Origin of the sequence: Pedobacter jamesrossensis (assembly GCF_042650905.1) — a bacterium.
In the GTDB taxonomy this organism is placed as follows: domain Bacteria; phylum Bacteroidota; class Bacteroidia; order Sphingobacteriales; family Sphingobacteriaceae; genus Pedobacter; species Pedobacter jamesrossensis.
In genome coordinates, this window is the sequence record NZ_JBHSBY010000018.1 from 20276 (window position 1) to 41043 (window position 20768).

20 protein-coding genes are annotated in these 20768 nt (G+C 35.3%); 12 read left to right on the forward strand and 8 right to left on the reverse strand.

Features of this window, described 5'->3' with window-relative positions; genetic code table 11:
* Positions 1 to 104 precede the first annotated feature (104 nt).
* From ACFOUY_RS02820 to trpC, 4 genes are all read left to right on the forward strand, one after another.
* The gene (locus tag ACFOUY_RS02820) at positions 105 to 551 is read left to right on the forward strand and encodes a cytochrome B (RefSeq protein WP_378958933.1); all 447 of its coding nucleotides are present in this window, start codon (positions 105 to 107) and stop codon (positions 549 to 551) included.
* Positions 552 to 1269: 718 nt separating this feature from the next.
* Entirely contained in the window at positions 1270 to 2667 is a 1398-nt protein-coding gene (locus ACFOUY_RS02825; RefSeq protein ID WP_378958934.1) for an anthranilate synthase component I family protein, read from the forward strand.
* 111 nt (positions 2668 to 2778) lie between these two features.
* Positions 2779 to 3387, forward strand: a complete 609-nt coding sequence (locus ACFOUY_RS02830; RefSeq protein ID WP_378958935.1) for an anthranilate synthase component II — start codon at positions 2779 to 2781, stop codon at positions 3385 to 3387.
* Between the two features lie 69 nt (positions 3388 to 3456).
* Positions 3457 to 4278 (forward strand): indole-3-glycerol phosphate synthase TrpC, encoded by an 822-nt coding sequence (gene trpC / locus ACFOUY_RS02835; RefSeq protein WP_378958936.1) that lies wholly within the window; start codon positions 3457 to 3459, stop codon positions 4276 to 4278.
* A gap of 161 nt (positions 4279 to 4439) precedes the next feature.
* Here the strand turns inward: trpC and ACFOUY_RS02840 are convergent, their stop codons facing one another.
* Complete coding sequence (locus tag ACFOUY_RS02840) at positions 4440 to 5933, reverse strand: IS1634 family transposase (protein ID WP_378958937.1); 1494 nt, start codon at positions 5931 to 5933, stop codon at positions 4440 to 4442.
* A 357-nt stretch (positions 5934 to 6290) separates the two neighbouring features.
* On the opposite strand from ACFOUY_RS02840, the gene hflX reads away from it, so the two are divergent.
* The 5 genes from hflX to ACFOUY_RS02865 all read left to right on the forward strand — a co-directional run bounded on the left by hflX (position 6291) and on the right by ACFOUY_RS02865 (position 9731).
* Positions 6291 to 7481: a GTPase HflX gene (gene hflX / locus ACFOUY_RS02845; protein WP_378958938.1), complete on the forward strand. Its 1191-nt coding sequence runs from the start codon at positions 6291 to 6293 to the stop codon at positions 7479 to 7481.
* 86 nt (positions 7482 to 7567) lie between these two features.
* Positions 7568 to 7945, forward strand: coding sequence for a 30S ribosome-binding factor RbfA (rbfA, locus tag ACFOUY_RS02850; RefSeq protein WP_378958939.1), 378 nt, complete (start codon positions 7568 to 7570; stop codon positions 7943 to 7945).
* Between the two features lie 4 nt (positions 7946 to 7949).
* Entirely contained in the window at positions 7950 to 8636 is a 687-nt protein-coding gene (locus ACFOUY_RS02855; protein ID WP_378958940.1) for a peptidoglycan DD-metalloendopeptidase family protein, read from the forward strand.
* A 52-nt stretch (positions 8637 to 8688) separates the two neighbouring features.
* The gene (locus ACFOUY_RS02860) at positions 8689 to 9342 is read left to right on the forward strand and encodes a TonB family protein (RefSeq protein WP_378958941.1); all 654 of its coding nucleotides are present in this window, start codon (positions 8689 to 8691) and stop codon (positions 9340 to 9342) included.
* Positions 9342 to 9731, forward strand: a complete 390-nt coding sequence (locus ACFOUY_RS02865; RefSeq protein WP_378958942.1) for a hypothetical protein — start codon at positions 9342 to 9344, stop codon at positions 9729 to 9731. The genes ACFOUY_RS02860 and ACFOUY_RS02865 overlap by 1 nt, the downstream gene beginning before the upstream one ends.
* Here the strand turns inward: ACFOUY_RS02865 and ACFOUY_RS02870 are convergent.
* Positions 9728 to 10582, reverse strand: coding sequence for a diacylglycerol/lipid kinase family protein (locus tag ACFOUY_RS02870; RefSeq protein WP_378958943.1), 855 nt, complete (start codon positions 10580 to 10582; stop codon positions 9728 to 9730). The genes ACFOUY_RS02865 and ACFOUY_RS02870 overlap by 4 nt on opposite strands.
* Before the next feature lie 60 nt (positions 10583 to 10642).
* Here ACFOUY_RS02870 and ACFOUY_RS02875 point away from each other — a divergent pair, with 60 nt between their 5' ends.
* Positions 10643 to 11617, forward strand: coding sequence for an App1 family protein (locus ACFOUY_RS02875; protein ID WP_378958944.1), 975 nt, complete (start codon positions 10643 to 10645; stop codon positions 11615 to 11617).
* Positions 11618 to 11859: 242 nt separating this feature from the next.
* Here the strand turns inward: ACFOUY_RS02875 and ACFOUY_RS02880 are convergent, their stop codons facing one another.
* Positions 11860 to 12228, reverse strand: coding sequence for a YccF domain-containing protein (locus tag ACFOUY_RS02880; protein ID WP_378958945.1), 369 nt, complete (start codon positions 12226 to 12228; stop codon positions 11860 to 11862).
* 110 nt (positions 12229 to 12338) lie between these two features.
* Between ACFOUY_RS02880 and ACFOUY_RS02885 the strand changes: the two genes are divergently transcribed.
* The gene (locus tag ACFOUY_RS02885) at positions 12339 to 12692 is read left to right on the forward strand and encodes a hypothetical protein (protein WP_378958946.1); all 354 of its coding nucleotides are present in this window, start codon (positions 12339 to 12341) and stop codon (positions 12690 to 12692) included.
* A gap of 155 nt (positions 12693 to 12847) precedes the next feature.
* On the opposite strand, the gene ACFOUY_RS02890 is transcribed toward ACFOUY_RS02885, so the two are convergent.
* Both ACFOUY_RS02890 and ACFOUY_RS02895 read right to left on the reverse strand, forming a co-directional pair.
* A complete protein-coding gene (locus tag ACFOUY_RS02890) occupies positions 12848 to 14047 on the reverse strand; it encodes a DUF1501 domain-containing protein (protein WP_378958947.1) in 1200 nt (399 codons plus the stop codon).
* A gap of 12 nt (positions 14048 to 14059) precedes the next feature.
* Positions 14060 to 15502, reverse strand: a complete 1443-nt coding sequence (locus tag ACFOUY_RS02895) for a DUF1800 domain-containing protein (RefSeq protein ID WP_378958948.1) — start codon at positions 15500 to 15502, stop codon at positions 14060 to 14062.
* A 74-nt stretch (positions 15503 to 15576) separates the two neighbouring features.
* Between ACFOUY_RS02895 and aat the strand changes: the two genes are divergently transcribed.
* Positions 15577 to 16221: a leucyl/phenylalanyl-tRNA--protein transferase gene (gene aat / locus ACFOUY_RS02900; RefSeq protein ID WP_378958949.1), complete on the forward strand. Its 645-nt coding sequence runs from the start codon at positions 15577 to 15579 to the stop codon at positions 16219 to 16221.
* 70 nt (positions 16222 to 16291) lie between these two features.
* On the opposite strand, the gene ACFOUY_RS02905 is transcribed toward aat, so the two are convergent.
* The 3 genes from ACFOUY_RS02905 to ACFOUY_RS02915 all read right to left on the reverse strand — a co-directional run bounded on the left by ACFOUY_RS02905 (position 16292) and on the right by ACFOUY_RS02915 (position 20617).
* On the reverse strand, positions 16292 to 17074 hold the full coding sequence (locus ACFOUY_RS02905) for a 3-keto-disaccharide hydrolase (RefSeq protein ID WP_378958950.1): 783 nt from the start codon (positions 17072 to 17074) through the stop codon (positions 16292 to 16294).
* A gap of 65 nt (positions 17075 to 17139) precedes the next feature.
* Positions 17140 to 17457, reverse strand: coding sequence for a YgaP family membrane protein (locus tag ACFOUY_RS02910; protein ID WP_378958951.1), 318 nt, complete (start codon positions 17455 to 17457; stop codon positions 17140 to 17142).
* A gap of 268 nt (positions 17458 to 17725) precedes the next feature.
* Complete coding sequence (locus ACFOUY_RS02915) at positions 17726 to 20617, reverse strand: DEAD/DEAH box helicase (RefSeq protein WP_378958952.1); 2892 nt, start codon at positions 20615 to 20617, stop codon at positions 17726 to 17728.
* Positions 20618 to 20768 lie beyond the last annotated feature (151 nt).

Below are 20768 nucleotides of genomic sequence, written 5' to 3' on the forward strand. Positions count from 1 at the left end.
GGGGGTTTATTTTGTTTAAAACTAATATAAATTAGTATTGAAATTGCTTCTTAACCTATTTTTTACAATTAATGCCTATTTTTGGTACGTATAAAACTATAATCATGAACGAAATTTTAAAAAGTGCGCACTCAGGATGGCGCTATGTTGTTTTTCTTTTGCTAATAATTGCAGTTATTAAAGCCTTATCAGGATGGTTAGGAAATAAAACATATACTGAAGGCGATAGAAAACTTAATGTTTTTACCTTGATAAGTGCACATATTCAATTGTTAATTGGTTTAGTGCTTTATTTTAGTGAAGGCTGGTACGCAATGAGTAGTAAAGGAGCGCCTGCAGTTCGTTATTTTAAAATGGAACACATTAGCATGATGATTATAGCCATCATTTTAATTACTGTTGGAAATGCAAAATCTAAAAAAGTTACCGAAGCTGTAGCTAAACATAGAACTATATCTGTTTTCTTTGGCTTAGCACTAATTTTAATTATCGTAACTATTTTATTAATGGTAAAGGAAGTTCCTGGAAGAAGTTTCTTTGGCGTATCTTAAGCTAATTGAGTTTGTAATAACCACACAAAGAGCAAGAAGTTGTTCTATAAATCATATTTAATCTCGCTTTATTAAAGAAGCGAGATTTTTTTTGGCAATTTTTATCGGTATCGTCATTCTTGCGTACGCGGGAATCTTAAAATTTATGTCTTTATAAAGTTGATCGAAGACTTTTATTTAATGTGCTTCTACAGGCACAGCATGACAAATGATTTTAAAGGTGCGTGCGGACACGCACCTTGGATATTGCCATGGAACGTGTCCTCACGTTCCATAAATTAAACTCGAGATTAAAAAATTGGTTTAAAATCATTGATTTCTACTATCTGTCAGTCTTAATTTATCAAAGACTTTTATTTAATTTGCTTAGACAGGTTCAGTATGACAAACTGTAAATTTATTTAGGGTTCTTGATTTTCTGATATTGTTGCCTATATTTTCTTGTTAACTTTTCAATAATAATAACCATTCACTCAATTATTTTCACAAAAGTTTCCATTTTTCAAAATTCTTTATATTTTTGTCGCTCATGATCAGCAATATACATACATGGCTTTGGCAAGGTAATTCAACTCAGAATTGCGCAGGCTGCGTATGCAAAATATAGTTTATCAACCTAAACCTTATTAATGAACCATTAAAGCCCTGCGTAGAACCACACGTAGGGTTTTTTATTTTAAAAATAACTCCGTCAGCGTTGACGAAAAATGATAGCATAATGTTTAAAATTAATACCACTTACAAAAAACTACTTGCCGATACTACCACACCGGTTAGTATATACCTTCGCTTACGCGATGTTTATCCAAATAGTATTTTACTCGAAAGTTCTGATTATCATAGTCGAGAAAATTCGATGAGTTTTGTTTGTGCAGATCCTGTTGCCGGTATTGTTTTAAGAGGCTCGAGATTGGAAACTTACTTTCCTGATGGTTCAGTAGAGATTAAAGAAGCCGAAAACTTAACTGAGCAGATTGCCGATTTTAAAGATAAATTTAAGGAAACAGAACTGCCAGAAATAAAATTTATCTCAAGTGGATTGTTTGGTTATTTTACCTGGAATGCAGTTCAGCATTTTGAAGACATCAAGTTTACTTCGCAAACGCCTGATGGAGAAGAAATACCCGAAATGCAATATCATCTTTACCGTTATATCATTGCAATCGACCATTTCAAGAATGAGATTACTTTATTCAAAAATACCTTCGAAGGTGAAGAAGAGGGTAGTTTGGAGAAAATGGAATACCTGATTCAAAACAAAAATTATCCTGAATATAAATTTCAAATTAAAGGCGAAGAAACATCCAATTTAACAGACGAAGGCTTTATGCAGCTGGTAGAGAAATTACAGAAGCATATTTATCGTGGCGATGTTTTTCAAATTGTTCCCTCAAGAGCATTTAAGCAAGCTTTTATGGGCGATGAATTTAATGTTTATCGCTGCCTTCGCTCTATAAATCCATCACCATATTTATTTTACTTCGATTATGGCGATTTTAAACTTTTTGGATCATCGCCCGAAGCGCAGATTACCATTAAAAACAATATGGCCAATATTTTTCCAATTGCTGGTACATTTAAAAGAAGCGGAAATGATATTGAAGATGCTGAACAAGCAAAAAAACTAGAACAAGATCCGAAAGAAAGTGCTGAACATGTAATGCTTGTCGATTTGGCCAGAAATGATTTAAGCAGACATTGTAATCGTGTGGAAGTTAAATCTTTCAAAGAAGTTCAATACTATTCTCATTTAATTCATTTAGTAAGTAAAGTAAGTGGTCATTTGCAGGAAAATGTAAGTGCTTTTAAAGTTGTTGCAGATACTTATCCTGCAGGAACATTAAGTGGCGCACCAAAATATAAAGCCATGCAATTAATAGATGAGAACGAAAAGCTTGGTCGTAATTTTTATGCAGGCGCAATAGGTTTTATGGGCTTCAACGAAGATTTTAATCATGCAATAATGATTAGAACTTTTATGAGTAAGAATAACGAATTACATTATCGTGCCGGAGCAGGGATTGTTGCAGATTCTGTTCCTGAAACAGAAATGCAGGAGGTGAATAATAAAATTGCTGCACTGCGTAAAGCAATAGAAATGGCAGTAGGGATTTAAACCCCAACCCCTAAAGGGGAGCTTAATAGTGCATTAATAAGAGGATAAATATAATTAGCATCACTTACTAATTATCAAAAAATAAGAATTCATATTTTAGAGATTGTAGAAATGGATAGTCATAATATTTCCCCTTCAGGGGACAAGGGGGTGGTTCTAGTAATTGATAATTACGATAGCTTTACCTACAATTTAGTTCATTTAATAAACGAAGTTGGATACGAAGCAGAGGTTTGGAGAAACGATAAATTTGATTTGGCCGATGTAGATAAATATGATAAAATTTTACTTTCGCCGGGGCCTGGAATACCAGAAGAAGCGGGATTATTATTGGATGTAATTAAAACCTATGCAACAACGAAAAGTATTTTTGGTGTTTGTTTAGGTCAGCAGGCAATTGCCCAGGTTTTTGGCGGAAAGCTGTTAAATCTTGGTCGCCCAATGCATGGTATTGCTACACCTGTCACAGTTGTAGATGGAGATGAATTTTTGTTCTGGGAATGCCCGCAAACCATAAATGTTGGTCGTTACCATAGTTGGGTGGTTAGTAAAGAAAATTTTCCATCGTGTTTAAAAATTACCGCCAGAGATCATAAAAGTGAAATAATGGCTTTAAGACATGAAACGCTTGATGTTCGTGGAGTTCAATTTCATCCAGAAAGTGTGCTTACGGAGTTTGGTAAGCAAATGATGGAAAATTGGTTAACTAATACCCCCTAGTCCTCTAAAGGTGAACTACAGGCGAGTTGCGAATTGAAATTGTAAGAACATTAGTTTTAGAGAAAAAACATGAATAATAGAACATCAAGCTCCCCTTTAGGGGTTGGGGGTAATATTTTAGATAAAATCGTATTACGGAAAAAGGAAGAGGTTGCTAATGCAAAACAACTTGTTTCGATCGCTGAATTGGAAAAGTCTGTCTACTTTAACCGGAAACCACATTCATTTAAAGATTTTCTTTTAGCTGAAGATAGGAACGGGATTATTGCCGAGTTTAAACGTCGGTCGCCATCCAAGGGCTTAATTAACGGTGTTGCAGATGCTGCAGAAGTCACACAAGCTTATAATAATGCTGGTGCATCGGCACTTTCAGTTTTAACTGATGTTGATTTTTTTGGAGGAAAAGCCGATGATTTATTGGCAGCAAGAGCGGCGAATAATATTCCGATACTGCGAAAAGATTTCATGATTGATGAATACCAGATTTTGGAGGCAAAAGCTTGGGGTGCTGATATTATTTTATTAATTGCAGCTATTTTAACACCACAGCAAATTTCTGATATGGGGAAATTTGCGCAAAATCTTGGTCTAAACGTGCTTTTAGAAGTTCACAATTTAGAAGAATTGGAAAGAAGTATTTGCCCAAATTTAAATGCTATTGGTGTAAATAACCGAAACTTGGCCGACTTTACAGTTGATATTCAAACTTCATTTGATTTAGTGAGCAAGATTCCGAACGAGTTTATGAAGATCTCTGAAAGTGCAATTAGTAACCCAGAAACGATTAGAGCGCTTAGAAGTGCAGGGTTTAATGGCTTTTTAATCGGAGAGAATTTCATGAAGACAGATAACCCAGGAGAAGCGATAAAAGATTTTGTAGCAAAGATTTAAATATCTTTTTTCTGTCGGTCTGTATTTAGCATAAGGAGCGGGGCTGAAACAACCAATCGTTTCTTGTTTTCAATTTCAAATAAAACTTTTATTGCACCCTCATGGTTTGTAAATGGAATTACACGTTTGCAAATTTCGTATATTTCCCGACTTGTCCGATTTTAGTGCGGTCTGATGATTTTGGCTATAATTTCTTGTAGTGCTGGCGCAACTGCCGCTCTCATTTTTATCTCTTGTTTGGTTATGGTGTTTAAGAGTCTGGCATCGGTTATCTTTTTGCAAAGGGCACTAAAAGCTCTTATTGATAATTCCCCTGTTATTTCAATATGTTTTGATACAGCTAAAGCCATAAAGCATACCAGCATATGTAGTTGTATAGGCTCTTCTTTAAAATGAAAAATGGGGCGGGTTTGTAAATCATTTTTTGACACCCTGAAGGCTTGTTCTATTTTGTACAAATCGTGATAATGATTGATTATGGTAGCATTATCGGCTACAGTTTCATCAATATCTGTGTAGTATCCTTTTATGCCCAGGAGCTTTGTTGTTTTTTCAATAAGTTTTTCATTCAGCTCTATTTTGCTGTCGGCCGATTTTAGGTATTTTATCTTCTTTACTTTCGAGGGTTGGCTCATTACCAACTTTGCCCTGTCTATCTGCTTTTGCATCTCGTATTTATCCTTGTTGTACCGCTTTTTTGAAAAGCTGCAAATCAAATACCCGCTGTCGGTTTTAATGCGTATTACACTTCCGTCTGTTCTTGAAAGATTTGCATCTATTGTTTCCAGCAGGCCGACTGCAACATTGCCCAGCCTTGCCCCAACGATATAATTTATTTTTTCGGCTCTCAATGCTGCTACGTTATCTGTACTTATCATAGCCGCATCTGCCACCACAGTAAAATGCGCTATCTTATGTTTTTTGATGAAAGATTTAATGGAAGGTATCAATGTGTGTCCTTCGAATGTATTGCCTGCATACACCTCATAGCCTACAGGAAAGCCTTCTGGTGTAACCATCAGTGCCACTACAATTTGTGGCTGTTGCGATTTGTTGTCTTTGGAAAACCCATTTTTGCGGAGTTCATCCTGGGTAAATGTTTCAAAGTACAATGTGGTAACGTCATAGAATAGCAATGAGAAATTGAAATTGTATTGTTTTTTGGCAAAAGCAAGGGTTAGCTTTTCTACACCTTCTTTTAGATCTAGCCATTTGCGTGCAGATTCGTAATACCGCTGACGGCGGTGTTTGATGCCAAAATAAGTTTCCATCAACTCAATAGACCGAAGCTTGGATGCTGGCTCAAAAATGCGCATCACCACCAAATCATTCAACAAGCTATCTACCGCCATCCCATAACCTATTTGATGCTGTACTGCCCTTAAAACATCAAAGAAATAAGTGTAATAAACACCAATGTAATCGCACTGGTTCACCAACACGGTATCCCGTTTTGGTTTAGTATCTTCAAACAAAAAAGATTGCTTGGTGAGGTCGGCAATAAACAGTCGTGCCATTTCTTGAAGAGCCGTAATTTGTTCATCGGTAGTTCCGGAACCGATATGTTTGATGATGACCCGCTTAGTATACCGATAGCGAAACACCTGTACCGAACGGGAGTTCCCCTTGGTTTTTATGACTCTAATATGTAGCATTTGACCCAGTTAGTGCGGTCAAACTACAAAAAAATCAGCGTAACTTATTGAAAATCAAAGATGATTTTTTCTGACTTTAGAAGGGCGGACAAGTCAGGAGCGCTTAGAAGTGCAGGGTTTAATGGCTTTTTAATCGGAGAGAATTTCATGAAGACAGATAACCCAGGAGAAGCGATAAAAGATTTTGTAGCAAAGATTTAAATATCTTTTTTCTGTCGGTCTGTATTTAGCATAAGGAGCGGGGCTGAAACAACCAATCGTTTCTTGTTTTCACTTTCAAATAAAACTTTTATTGCACCCTCATGGTTTGTAAATGGAATTACACGTTTGCAAATTTCGTATATTTGTACATATTACATGGGAAAACAAAAAACATATGATACTGCGATAGTGCAGGAACGAGCCATTTTAGTGGGTGTAATTACGCCTGGCGAAAAGGAAGAGCAAACAAAAGAATATTTAGACGAGTTGGCATTTTTGGTTGAAACAGCAGGAGGAAAGGTTGAAAAAAACTTTACTCAAAAGATGTTGAAGCCAGAGCGTGCAACTTTTGTAGGCACTGGAAAGCTGGAAGAAATTAAGGCTTATGTGAAATCGGAAGAGATTGATACTGTTGTGTTTGATGATGAATTATCGCCTTCGCAATTGCGTAACATCGACCGTGAATTAGGCGTTAAAGTATTGGATAGAAGTAATTTAATTCTAGATATTTTTGCAAGCAGAGCCCAAACTGCGCAAGCGAAAACTCAGGTAGAATTAGCACAATTGCAATACGTTTTGCCGCGTTTAACAGGTATGTGGACTCACTTAGAGCGCCAAAAAGGTGGTATCGGGATGCGTGGTCCAGGTGAAACGCAAATTGAAAGTGATAGAAGGATTATTTTAAATAAAATCTCTTTACTTAAAGAGCGTTTGCGTTTAATTGATAAACAGAACGAAACCCAACGCAAAAACCGAGGTCAGTTAATTCGAGTTGCGCTTGTTGGTTATACCAATGTTGGTAAATCTACAATTATGAACATGCTTTCGAAATCGGAAGTATTTGCAGAAAATAAACTATTTGCAACTTTGGATACTACGGTAAGAAAAGTTGTGATTGAAAATTTACCTTTCCTATTATCTGATACCGTTGGTTTTATTCGCAAACTTCCTCACCATTTAGTAGAGTGTTTTAAATCGACCTTAGATGAGGTTAGGGAAGCAGATTTACTAATTCATGTTGTTGATGTTTCACATCCTAACTTTGAAGACCAGATTCACATTGTTAACGAAACTTTAAAAGATATTGGTGCAATTGATAAAGACATGATTTTGGTTTTTAACAAGATTGATGCTTATGTTTCACCAGAGGTTGATGATGAAGAGGACGATGGAAAGCTAACGATTGAAGATTTTAAGAAAAGCTGGATGAGTCATGGAAAAGTTCCGGTTTTATTTATTTCGGCAACGCAAAAAGAGAATATAGAGGAGTTTAAAACACTATTATACGATATGGTAAAAGCAGCTCATGTTGCAAGATATCCGTATGATAGTAATTTATTATATTAATTTGTCACACTGAGTTTGTCGATTGCGATGATATATACATTCAAAACGGTCTTCGACAGGCTCAGACTGACATAAAGAAAAGAACTATGGAAAGTAAACGTCAGCAAAAATTTGCAGGAGTACTACAAGAGGAGTTAGCACAGGTTTTTCAGCGTGAGGGTGCTGCATTTTTGCCAAATACATTGGTAACCATTACCCGCGTTAGGGTATCGCCGGATTTGGCAGTTGCAAAAGTTTATTTAAGCTTTTTTAATACTAACAATACAACACTTTCAATTAATACAGTCAATGCCCATTCGGGTGAAATAAGATATAAACTGGGTTCGAGAATTCGCCACCAGGTTAGGGTTGTGCCAGAACTTACTTTCTTTGTAGATGATACAAATGAATATGTTGAGCGCATGGATCATCTTTTTGATAAGATTGCAAAGGAGCCAAGACAACCAGACGAGGAAGCGGAATAGTTTAATGAAAACCTTTGAGCAGTTAATTCGCGGTAATCAATCTTTAATGCAAAAAGTTATTGATTTCGATAAGGCTAACGATAAACTTTTAGTGTTGGATTTTACAGCCTCTAATGCGGAGCTGACGGATGAAATTTTAAATGATACCGATTTATTTTCTACTTGGGTAAACCAAAAGCTTGAAGCTGTGGGCGCCAGATACGGGATTGGTGGATACAATGAACACCGAACAATTTACTCAAGAAGCGAACACTTTAATGCAGCAGAAGAGCCACGAAGATTACACTTAGGTGTAGATATTTGGGCACCCGCTTTAACGCCAATTTATAATTTTTACGATGCTAAGGTGCACAGTTTTGCCAATAATAACAACTTTGGTGATTACGGTGCGACAATAATTTTGACCTACGAAATTGATGGTTATAAGTTTAATGCCCTATACGGACATTTAAGTCTGGCTTCTTTAGATGGCTTGAAAGAAGGGAATCTAATTCCTGGTGGAACATGCTTCGCAACTTTGGGCGTTAAAGGAGAAAATGGCTTTTGGCCACCTCATTTACACTTTCAACTTATTCAGAATATGGAAGGATTAAAAGGCGATTATCCTGGTGTTTGTAAATTCAGCGAAAGAGCTAAGTATTTAGCCAACTGCCCTAATCCAAATTTGATTTTAAATTGTAGTTTAACTTAGCTTCAACCTTTCTGCTTTAGTCTTTTAGCTTTTTTTAACGTAAATTAGATTGATGAAGAGGTTAATAATTCTGTTTTTTGTTTTTTGCAGCACTTTTGTTTTTGCACAAGTACAGTTTAAAAGTGGTCCTTCAGGATTTTCGAGCTTCATTAAAAACAACACGATTTATCCTCAGTTTTCTAAACAAAATTGTGTTCAGGGAACAGTTAATGTAAGTTTTAAACTAGACCAATCCGGTAAAGTTTATTCCTCTAAAATTACAAAAGGTATCCTCACTGATTTGAATGATGAAGCTTTGCGTTTGGTACGTATGAGCAGTGGTAAATGGCAGGTTCCTGTAGGTTACGACACCACAATTTCTGTAGTTGTTCCGGTAAGTTTTAAGCTTTCTGGTTACGATTGCGAAGGGAAAAGTAATGCAGAAATTAGAGCTTCGATTGTGGCTTACGAAGCTGAAGAAGGGTTAACTAATGCTGTTATTAATTTCTATAAAAATAAAAGTCAGGCAACGCCAGAGCAGGAAACTCAAATTCTTGCCATTAAAGCTCAGCTTGGAATTGATGATGAATACTTAGATGAGTTAATAAAAACTGCACTTAAAAAAATTAAACAAGGCGATAAACAAGGTGCCTGTGAAAATTTCAACTTAGTAAAAAACCTAGGTAGTGATAAAGCCGACGAATACCTTTCGAAATACTGTAAATAATGCGTTTAACGATTAGAATTTTTGCCATTTTAGATATTATCAGTATTATTTTACTAGCACAACCTTTTTGGAAAATTATTACACATTTAAATGAAATTCCTAATGAGTTTTTATCCCAGGCTAGAGTTGTTTTAACTTTGCCACTGTTTATTTTGCTTTTTGTTTCAGCAATTGGCTCGATGCTTTTTAAAAAATTTGGCTTTATTGCTTATTATATTCAGTTTCCGGTTCGGTTGGTAATTTGGGTTTTTTCAATTGGTTTTATAACCCTACTTCCAGAACTATTAAACCTGAAAGATATGTGGTTCGATATCTTTTTCAAGATTTGTGTCATTGCAGAGTTTTTCAGGCTGTATTTTACAATAAAAATTCATCGCGAAGAGCTTTAAACTATCACCGAAATAGCAGCAGGTAAAATTTTGGCTTCAACAGAGTTTATTTTTCCAATATATTCTCCGTCAACTTGAAAATGAGCTTTGTGTTTCGAGTAAATTTTAACTTCATCCGTTTGAAATACTTCTATCTTCTTCGGGTTAAAAGGCAATTTTGTTATCCATATTTTTAAAATTTCGAGATAAGAATAATCCTTAACTAATATGATTTCAAACAACTTGTCATCCAGTTTCCCATCAGGGTTTATTTTTAAACCAGAACCATACATAGTAGCATTGGCAATAGCAACCATAGCTGCTTTCGATTTTACAACTTCATCTTTAAGCTTTAATTCAACATCCATTCTTTTATGATTCCACAAGGCATGCCATGTCGCTTTTGCATAACCCCACATGCCACGTTCAGATAGCGCATCAAATCTCTTAACTAAATAGGCATTAAAACCCAAATCTGATAAGTGAATGCAGATTTCATCATTCATCTTAACAACATGAATCTTTTTTGCCTCGCCCGTTTCAAGCAAGCTTAAAGCATCCGGTATATCAGTTGGTATGCCTAATTCTTTAGCCATTCCATTCGCCGAACCAGCCGGAATTATACCAATAGGCGTTTCTGTATTTAGCAAACATTCTGCAACTAATTTCAGTGTTCCATCGCCACCTACGGCTACAACTTTATCTGCATTTGATTCAGAAATTTTAGCTTTTATTTTTTCTAGTGAACAATCTTTTGATAACTCAAAAAGGTCCGTTTCAATTTCTTTTTGTTCGAAATGTTTAGAAATTACATCCTTTAAATCGATGTCGTGACTTCCCGAACCGGGGTTGATAATGAATAGTAATTTCATAGATGTTAACCTCTTTTAGTATCATCAAAACAAGTTTATGCAAATCATGTTTTAACTATAATGAATAAATCTGCAAGTGTAAAAATATATCACGGATATGGTCACACCCACAATTTGGTTGTTTATGGTCATGTTTTTAAACGCAAAGCGAAAACAGAACAGATTTACAGCGATAATCTTTTCACTAATATTGTTCATCTTTTAAAATTATTCATTCTTAAACCTTTCGCTTTTATAGAAGTTCGCCTGCATTTTTTCGGACAAACAATTCACAATAAAACTGAAGCCGACGGTTTTTTTAAATTTGAATGGGAAGCCGAAAAAGATGTTGCTGCAGGCTGGCATGCCGTAAAAGTCGAAGTTTTAAATGAAAATGGAGTAGTTTTAACTTCGACAGAAGGTGAAATTTTTGTGCCGCATATTACCCAGTATGCATTTATTTCTGATGTAGACGATACGGTTATGATTTCGCATTCGGCAACCATCGGACGAAGGTTGAGGGAGCTTTTTATTAAGAACCCGCACACTAGGAAAACTTTTCCCGATGCTGCCAATCATTACCAGCAATTAGCTTTGTCGCATACAAATAAAGAGCAGCCAAATCCATTCTTTTATGTTAGCAGCAGCGAATGGAATTTGTACGATTATCTTGTAGAAACTTTCAGGTACAATAATTTGCCTGATGGCGCTTTCCTTTTAAATACCTTAAAGCGTTGGAAAGATTTAATCCGAACTGGTAAAACTGGCCATGAAGGGAAGCTGTTGCGGGTGATGAGGATTTTAGATGCTTTTCCTAATCAAAAATTTGTATTTTTTGGCGATAATTCTCAGCACGATCCGGAGATTTATACTTCCATTGCAGATAAATATCCTAAGAATATAGAAGCTATTTACATTCGAAATATCAGACCGGAAAAAGAAATTGAAACTAAAAATTTGCTTGCAAAAGTAGACTCAAAAGGTATAAAAACTTTTTTGTTTAAAAATAGCAGCGAAGCGATTGAGCATTCTAAATCTATAGGTTTAATTCAATAGATTTTGAAGCGCGATTTTGTGCTGGTCGGTTCTCACACTCCAGCTCTTTCATTTCGCTATGAAAAATGGCTTCTATCCTATCGGGGCTGTTTAACTAAATTTTATGGTACTATTTAGAAACTAGATGTAAATTCTAATTAACTTTATGGAACATGGAGACATGTTTCATGGCAAATAGCCAACATGCCTGTCTTCACCCATGTTTATAAAAAAATAGTTTCTTACAATTTACTGTGCAAATATTAAGAAATAGATTTTCCGAAAGGTGTAAAGGCCAAATTCATTAATTTAAAATGCTGTCTACCGAATGGAATACCAACAATGGTTATGCATAGCAATATGCCGAAGAAGAAGTGCGTTAAGGCGATCCAAAAACCACCACAAAATATCCAAATGATGTTCATAATTGTTGATAAGCAACCTGTATTTGAAGAAGTATCGGTTATTTTAACACCAAAAGGGGCAAGACCAACAATGGCAAATTTGAAACATTGAATACCGAAGGGAATGCCCACAATGGTTAAGCAAAGTATCAATCCGCCGATAATGTATTCGAAAAAGATGAATATACCTCCAAAAATAATCCAGATAATGTTGCCTATAAAATTCATTGCATACTTTTATTTTTAAGATGTGTGGAAATCAATTTTGTTACAATACAATTTAAAAACTCTTGCTTGTAATTATTTATTTTAGGGTACACACAAAATGAAACCTTATTATGAAAAAAATTATGACACTGGCAACGGTAGTTGCTTGCTTTGCACTAAAGGATGCAAAAGCTCAAAATGTAAATGGAGTTCGCTTAAGCGATATTCATGCAGACTATGTAGAACTTAGTCAAGATAGGCAGATTTTTAGCCGAAAAGTATATGTTATTTTTGAATACGGGCAAAAGGCTTCAAGAGAAAGTGAAGCATATGTAAAGGATGATAATGGAAAGGATATGGAGTTCAACTCTGCTATCGAATTAGTTAACAAAATGAAAGGATATGGATACGAACTTTTTCAAGCTTACGCAGAGCAAAATGGTAAAGAATCAAGTAAAACTAAATATATCTTAAAAAGAAAATAATATGCATCTGGTTTCGGGTAAGAATTTTTTTAATCAAACCGAAGTTAAATAAACCTGATGGCAATGAAAACGCCAACAATTTTTTTTATTGTTGGCGTTGTAATGTATAGCAGGGCTGATGCGGCCGATTAACAATAGGCTTTGCTTTGCAAATCTTAAATAAAATCTAAAGGATTAAACTTTTTATTTAAAATATCAGCATTGTTAACATCGAGCCACTTATCTAAAATGGTTCCATAAACTTGTCTAAAATCAAGTTGATATTTTAAATCGCCAGTATCTAAATCACCAAGATTTGGTGCCGCATTATAAATACCTTGCTTTTTTAAACGCCCGCCAAAAATGAACATATTATTTGCTGTTCCATGATCGGTACCATTACTTGCATTTTGCTCAACACGGCGGCCAAACTCCGAGAAAGTTACCACTAAAGTATCTTCTAATTTATTGTTGGCTTTCAAATCTTTTAAAAAAGCGGCCATGCCTTCACTGTATTGTTTTAGCAAATTTCCTTGCTGACCAATTTGGTTAACGTGCGTATCAAAACCACTTAATGATACATAATAAACTCTGGTTTTTAATCCTGAGGAAATGAATTTTGAAACTGTTTTTAACTGATTTGCAAAGCCAGATTGAGGATAAGTTGCTGTGTTTTTATATACTTTGGATGTGTTTTGAATGTAGCTTGCCGACGACGAAGTTTCTATCATGGTTTTGTATAGATAGCCTAAATTGTCTTCATCTAAATGTTCCTTGTCATTTTGCAACATCGCTTTAAAAAATGGGTCGTTAGTATTACGAAATAACGCAGCCGGGTCTTTTAGTGCAATTCCTTTCTTAGTCATACCTTTCATTGCAAGCGAAAGAGAGTCGTCAACTTCAATTGCAGTATATGGGAATTTACAGGTTTGGCAATTGCTGTCTAAATACCTTCCAATCCAGCCAGTTGATAAAAACTGATTACTATCGCTACCAGTTTGCCAAATATCCATAGATCGGAAATGTGAACGGTCGGGGTTTGGGTAACCAACATCGTTAATTACCGTCATCCAGCCCTGGTCGTGAATTTCTTGCAAAGCAGCCATATTTGGGTTTAAGCCCTGCATATCATTCAGTTTAATAACTTCTTCGGGTTTGATGGCAATGCTTTTACGTTTTTGATAGTAAATATCGTTTCCGAATGGGACAACTGTATTTAAACCATCGTTGCCACCAGACAGCTGTACCACAACTAAATTTTTGTAAAGGCTTAGCTCATCAAGCGCCATTGCCTCTAATGGTTTCATAAAAGCCGGAACAAATAACGAACCTGCTGCAACAAAACCTGTATTTCTTAAAAAATTTCTTCTGTTCATCTTCCTATTCTTTTAACAAAGTTGATATTCTGGCATACTTGCAAGTTCAACTGAGGTGCTTCGAAGACCTTTGTTGTCGCTAATCATACCTGTAATCTTATCATTTAACTTTGGCTGAAGTAAAAATTCTGCCAGTTCGAGTGGCGTTGTTCCTTTTGGTAAAGTATCTAAAAACTTGGGCCAATTTGCTTTTGCATCTACAAAAGATTTCGGTTTTGCTTTAGTGTTGGCATTAATAGTTGCTGTACGGCTTTGTGCAATTACAGCTTCATCTTCTGGGTCGGCTTTACCGCTAAAATCTATTTCTCCATCATTTAAAACTAAGGATGGGATTCGCATACGCAACATTAGAGACGAGCTATCAATCCAGTTTTGTCCCCCAGGCCAGCCAGCAACATTTGGTGGATTGAATAAATACTGCCCCAGACTGCTTTGCAATTGAATTAAAACCTGTGGCTTATTGTATGTAACATAAAATTCTCTACTTAAACCCACAATAAATTCTGCTGGCGATTTAATTTTTGTGCCCACATTTTCGGGACTGTAAAACCAATCTGATGTAAACATTTTTTTCATCAGCTCGGCAATATCATATTTCGAATTAAAGAAATGGTTAGCCAGTTCTTTAACATGAGTTTCATTCGGATTATCGTTTACAAAGAATTTATAAACTTTGCGTGATATGAATTCTGCTGTTTCGGGTTTATCTAAAATGATATCAATGATGTTTTCGCCATCAAAATTTCCAATTTTACCGAAAAATGTTTTCGTTCCTGTATCATGCAAATTTGGTCTGAAAATAAATGAGCCATCTTTATCGTACATCCAACCAGTAAAAGAACGAGCTGATTCTTTAATGTCTTGCTCGGTGTAATTTCCTCGTCCTAAGGTGAAAAGTTCCATCAATTCCCGGGCAAAATTTTCGTTTGGTTTGCCTTTTCTGTTTTGTTGGTTATTTAAGTATTGCAACATCGCAGGCGATTTAGAAACTTCGACTAACAAGGTTTTGAAGCTGCCTAAACCATTTGCTCTTTGTATATTGTTAAGTTGTTGGGCGAACATTGGATTATTGCTGCGGCATGCAAAGTGACCATGCCAAAAAAGGGTCATCTTCTCGCGGAGCGGATTGCTGGTATTAATCATTTTTTCGACCCAGGTAATATTTAAATCGCGGCTTTTTTCATTCTGCATGCGAACAATTTCCTGACGTTGTTTTTTCTCCTCGTCGGTTAAATCTTTTTTTGCATATAAACCTGCTTGCATTAAAAGTTGTTGCTTAGAGGCAACCGAGTCAATTAACGTAATGTCGTCGCTTTCTTTCGGTTCTTTAAGCAAGGTGCTTACCACCTTATCAATATTTTTTCTGCTTAGCTTATGTAAATCGGTAAATGAAATACCAAAGCCTGCACGGCTGTAAAGATGCTTTACTTTATAGAAATTATCTTTCGGACTCATAATCACAGTTTTGATAGTATGACTTATTTAAAACGCAGTGGTTTAATCTTTGTTTTGTTTCTTAATTTAGCAGCATGTTTTTTCAATTACTTGATGATGATATAAGTTTTCCTAATCCTGCGCTTGCAGAAGAAGATGGTTTACTTGCTATTGGCGGAGATTTAAGTTTGAAAAGATTGCTCTTAGCGTATTCTAATGGTGTATTTCCATGGTTTAGCGAAGGCGAACCGATTCTCTGGTATTCTCCTCATCAGCGTTGCGTAATTTATCCTGAAAGAATTAAAATTAGCAAAAGCATGAAGAAAATTTTAAGGGATGATATCTTTAAAATTACCATCAATCAAGCATTTTCTGACGTAATTAAAAACTGTGCATCAACTTTTAGGGTAGGGCAGAATGGTACCTGGATTACCAACGAAATGCAGCAAGCATACATAAATCTTCATAAAAACGGATACGCACACAGTGTTGAAGTTTGGCTCGAAGGCAAACTTGTTGGCGGCTTATACGGATTGATAATTAATGGTGTTTTTTGCGGCGAAAGTATGTTCAGCCTGGTTAGTAATGCATCCAAAGCAGCCTTGATTTTTTTGAGTAAAACTAATATCGGTTTAATAGATTGCCAGTTGCCAAATGATCATTTAATGAGCTTGGGTGCTGAAATGATAGATAGGGAATTGTATATGGCTGTTTTGAAACAGGATAATGTTAATGCCTAATTATAGGCTCAAACAAAAAACCTGTAACTTTTTAAAAATTACAGGTTTTTCGAGTATTTATTTTTTTAGATTAAAGTTCTCTAACCCAGATGTTTCTAAAGCTTATCGCCGGGCTTGGGTCGCCATGGTCTTGTAGTTTAATAGATGCCGGGCCATGTTTTTTATACTGTGGAGCACCGATATATCTGGTTTCACCTTTTAAAACGTAATTGTTCTGAAGCAATACACCATTTAAAAATAAAGTAACACTTGCTGGTTTTAAAACACTACCATCTTCATTAAATCGTGGTGCATTCCAAATAATATCGTAATACTGCCATTCACCAGGTTTTTTGTTAGCATTGGCTAACGGAATGGCTTGTTTATAAACACTTCCTGTTTGTCCGTTTACATAGGTTTTATTATTGTAAGCATCCATAATTTGGATTTCATAACCATCATCGCCGCCGCCTGTTGAAGCTAAAAATACACCACTATTTCCTCTAGCCTGGCCTTCGCCAGTAATATTTGCAGGAATTTTCCATTCCATGTGCAATTGGTAATCAGTAAATTTCTTATTCGTTTCGATATTACCTGTACCCTTTTTTACAGTGAAAAAACCATCATCAATAGTCCATGCAGCGGGCTTTGATGTATCTTTTACAGAATGCCAGGCATCCAAATTTCTTCCATTGAATAAAATAATTGCATCAGAGGGTGCCTCCTGAGGGAGGTTTCCTGGAGTTACAGATTTTGGAACGGGTTCCCAAACCTCAGTAGTTTTTGGATCTTTGGCAGGATCTATCTTTTTGTCTTGCGCCATTGCCTGAACTGTAAAAAATGCAGGTATTAATAATAATGCGTATTTGCTCATAACTATAAATTAACTTTCTAAAGTTAATCGATTTATTAATAAATAGAAATATACTGTCCGATTTATTATGTTAAATCATCAACAACATAAGTTTCACTAATGATAACTTCATCGGGTGCTATACTCTCCTTATTTTGTTCTGATAAGTCTCGCACGGGGCAATAACCTGTAATCCCTCTGTATAATAATCCTGCGCCAACTGCGGCGCCAGTTATTGCAATAACAGGATGAGAAAATATGCCAGTTAAACCTTTATAAAGCAAATAAGTTCCAGCTGCGCCTGATAACCAACGCTCAGATTTTGAAACATTCTGAAATAACTCCGGATATTTCCAAGCCTCCTTAATATTATTTATTGTGGTATTTAAATCTTCGTTTGTCATGATAATAGAATTTAGTTTCTATGACTATAACAAATTGAAACTGATTGAGTTTTAAATGATTTTTTTTGCCTCGGAAGCGTTGGTTAATACGGAATAATTAAAGTTCTCATCATTGCGAGGTACAAATCAATCTTAATGCTTTAAAGTCTGGCGATAATTGTAGGATTGCCTCGTGCCTCGCTGTAATGGGATGGCTATTCTAAAAACCAAGAAAATTAATTTAAGTGAAATTATTAATCCAATTCGGTTAATAATATAGAACAGCAGCTTACTTCAAAATATCTCTTATATCCTCTTTGCTTAAAGATTTAAAGAAGCTTTCCTCAGTAGTAATTAGAGAATTTGCTAACGATTTTTTTCGATTTTGCAGGGCCAGAATTTTCTCTTCTACAGTATCTTTTGCTATAAATTTATAGATAAAAACTTTTTTATCCTGACCAATTCGATGCGTCCTGTCAATGGCCTGTTGTTCTACAGCTGGATTCCACCATGGGTCTAAAATAAAAACATAATCAGCCTGAGTTAAGTTTAAACCAACACCGCCAGCTTTTATTGAAATTAGAAAAACCTTTAACGACTCATTTTGCTGAAATTCAGAAACAATTTCACCTCGATTTCGGGTTGCGCCATCTAAGTATGCAAAAGGTATATTTTCTGCTTCGAAATGTTTCTTGAAAATATCGAGGTGCTTTACAAATTGCGAGAAAACTAAAACTTTATGTCCGCCTTTTAAAACGTTATCTAAAGTATGAATTACGTTTTCAAACTTTCCAGAATCAGATTCATAACCAACATCAATCATTACCGGGTGGTTAGCCAATTGACGCAATGCGGTTAATCCTTGTAATAACTGAACTTGCTTTTGAGCAAAAGTTCCATCATCCATGCTTTGCAATAAATCGTTACGATAGGCTGATTTTGTTTTTTCGTAGTAAGCAGCCTGGTCTTCGCTCATATCACAATAAATAACCTGCTCTGTTTTTGGAGGTAATTCTGATGCTACCTGCTCTTTTGTGCGGCGAAGTACAAAGGGTTTTATAATCGATTGAAGTTTTCGTGCCTTTTCTTCGTCTTTTTTCTTTTCTATTGCCTGAACATATTCCTCATAAAAAAAAGCCTGTGTGCCTAATAAACCAGGGTTTAAAAACGTTAACTGCGACCATAAATCGCCGACAGAGTTTTCTACGGGAGTACCGCTTAGAATTAAGCGATGTCTCGATTTTAAACTTCTAACTGCTTTGAAAGATTTAGATGAAGGGTTTTTAATATTCTGACTTTCATCCAGGATAACATAGTTGAAATAGAAATTTTTAAGCTCATCAACATCAACTCTAGTAACGCCATAAGTGGTAATTACAATATCGTAATTGGCAAAATTGGCAATATCTTTATTTCTGTTTGTGCCGGTATGCGCTAAAATTTTAAGTTTAGGTGTAAACTTTTTTGCCTCTGTTAGCCAGTTATAAATTAATGAGGTTGGCATTATGATTAATGAAGTTGTTTGCATTGAAGAGAGTTGATCATCTTCTTTAACCTTTTGCAACATAGCCAAAGTTTGTATGGTTTTACCCAAACCCATATCATCTGCTAAACAACCACCAAAATTATATTCGCGTAAGAAACTAAACCAATTGTAACCTGCTTTTTGATAATCTCGTAAACTGCCTTTAAAATGTACGGGCATTTGTGTGTCGGCAATATCTTCAAAATCGTTAAGACGTTGCAGTTTGCGTTCTAATGTAACATTTGCTAGGCTATCTTCGGCCAAGTCGTTAATTAAACCAATGTGGTGTTTCTTTAATTTTAGGTTTTTACCTACTTCTGCAAGACTAAATAAACTCCCATATTGTGTAAACCACTTATCGGGAATAATGGCAACTTCGCCATCTGGCAAGGTAAATTCTCTTCTTTTATGAAGAATGTGTTGTTTTAAAGATAGAAATGGAATTTGGTATTTACCAAACCAAACTACGGCATTAATATCAAACCAATCATTACTTTCTTTAACTTCTAAATCTATTTTGCTGGCACCAAAAACAAAACGTTTCTGACCAGTTGCCTGCTCAATTTCAAAACCAGCCGCTTCTAAAATTTCGATATGTTCATTTACCCAATTTATCGCCGCATAACTTGGATTCTCGTCGGCAGAAATAACTTCTAAATTGCTAAATAAAGCACTTGTTTTTTTTAGCCCGAGTGATAATAATAAATTGAATTGCTTTTTCTCCCATTCTGCAGAACGTTTTATCCTGTGGAAAATATAGTTATCAGCAGTTTTTTCTAGTCGAACTGTAACTTTATGTGCATTTTCTACAGGAAAAATATACTCACCATATTTAAAATAAAGTTGAATTTGCGATAAACCACCATCAACATAAAAAACCTTTACAACCGGAATAGCTTCATATTGCTCAGTTTTAATTTCAAATCCTTCTGCATAAACATGATGCTTTTCTATTAATGGTGCTATAAATTTTTCAAAATAAGTTGCCTCTGTCGATTTTGGAATCGAAATAAATCGCTTTGCTAAAAAGGGTTGAAGTTTTTTGCCTTCAATATCCTGATCGAAAAAGTATAAAACATCACTTAGTAATAACCAAGCAGGTTTATTGCTAACAATTTGCGCTTCTTTAAACATAAATTCAATGCGCAAATTTTGATATTTTATTGTTGGAAAATAACGTGTTTCTGTTTCATTTCGGCGGAAATGGAAAAGTATAGATGCTGGTTCTGATGCTAATTCTATTTTGCGTTCTACTGGCCAGCCATCTTTATCCATTAAATACAGCTCATCCTTAACTTTTAATAATTCTAAAGCTTCGGCAAGTTTTTTTTCAATTTTCGGGCGAACACTATCGTAGAATTTATCGTCAAAAATCTTTGTAAAAAACTCAGTTGGTCTTATTAACTTCTTGTAGTATTTTTTGATGAGCGAATCCTGTTCAATATCATCTAAAATCTTAATCAACTTATAATCAATTTCGCTTAAATAAGCATGAAATTCTTCTGCGGTATGTGTGAAAATTCTTTGATACGTAAAGGAAAAGTCGCCTTGCGGATTAAGTTGAACTACGTGAGGCTCAATCAAATATCCTAAATACTCATGCTTGCACAAAGAGTACACAACTTTACATGTTTTGGAGCTATCGACGCGTAACATTAATGAGAATAAAAATTTTTATAAGCTAAGCGCTTAAAAAACTTTAAACTTACAATATTTTGGGGTTACATCAAAAAAAGTTAGCTGAAATTAGAATAAAAAATATTGATTATTCTTCTTTTAAAAGCTAACCAAAAAAGAAAAGGCATCC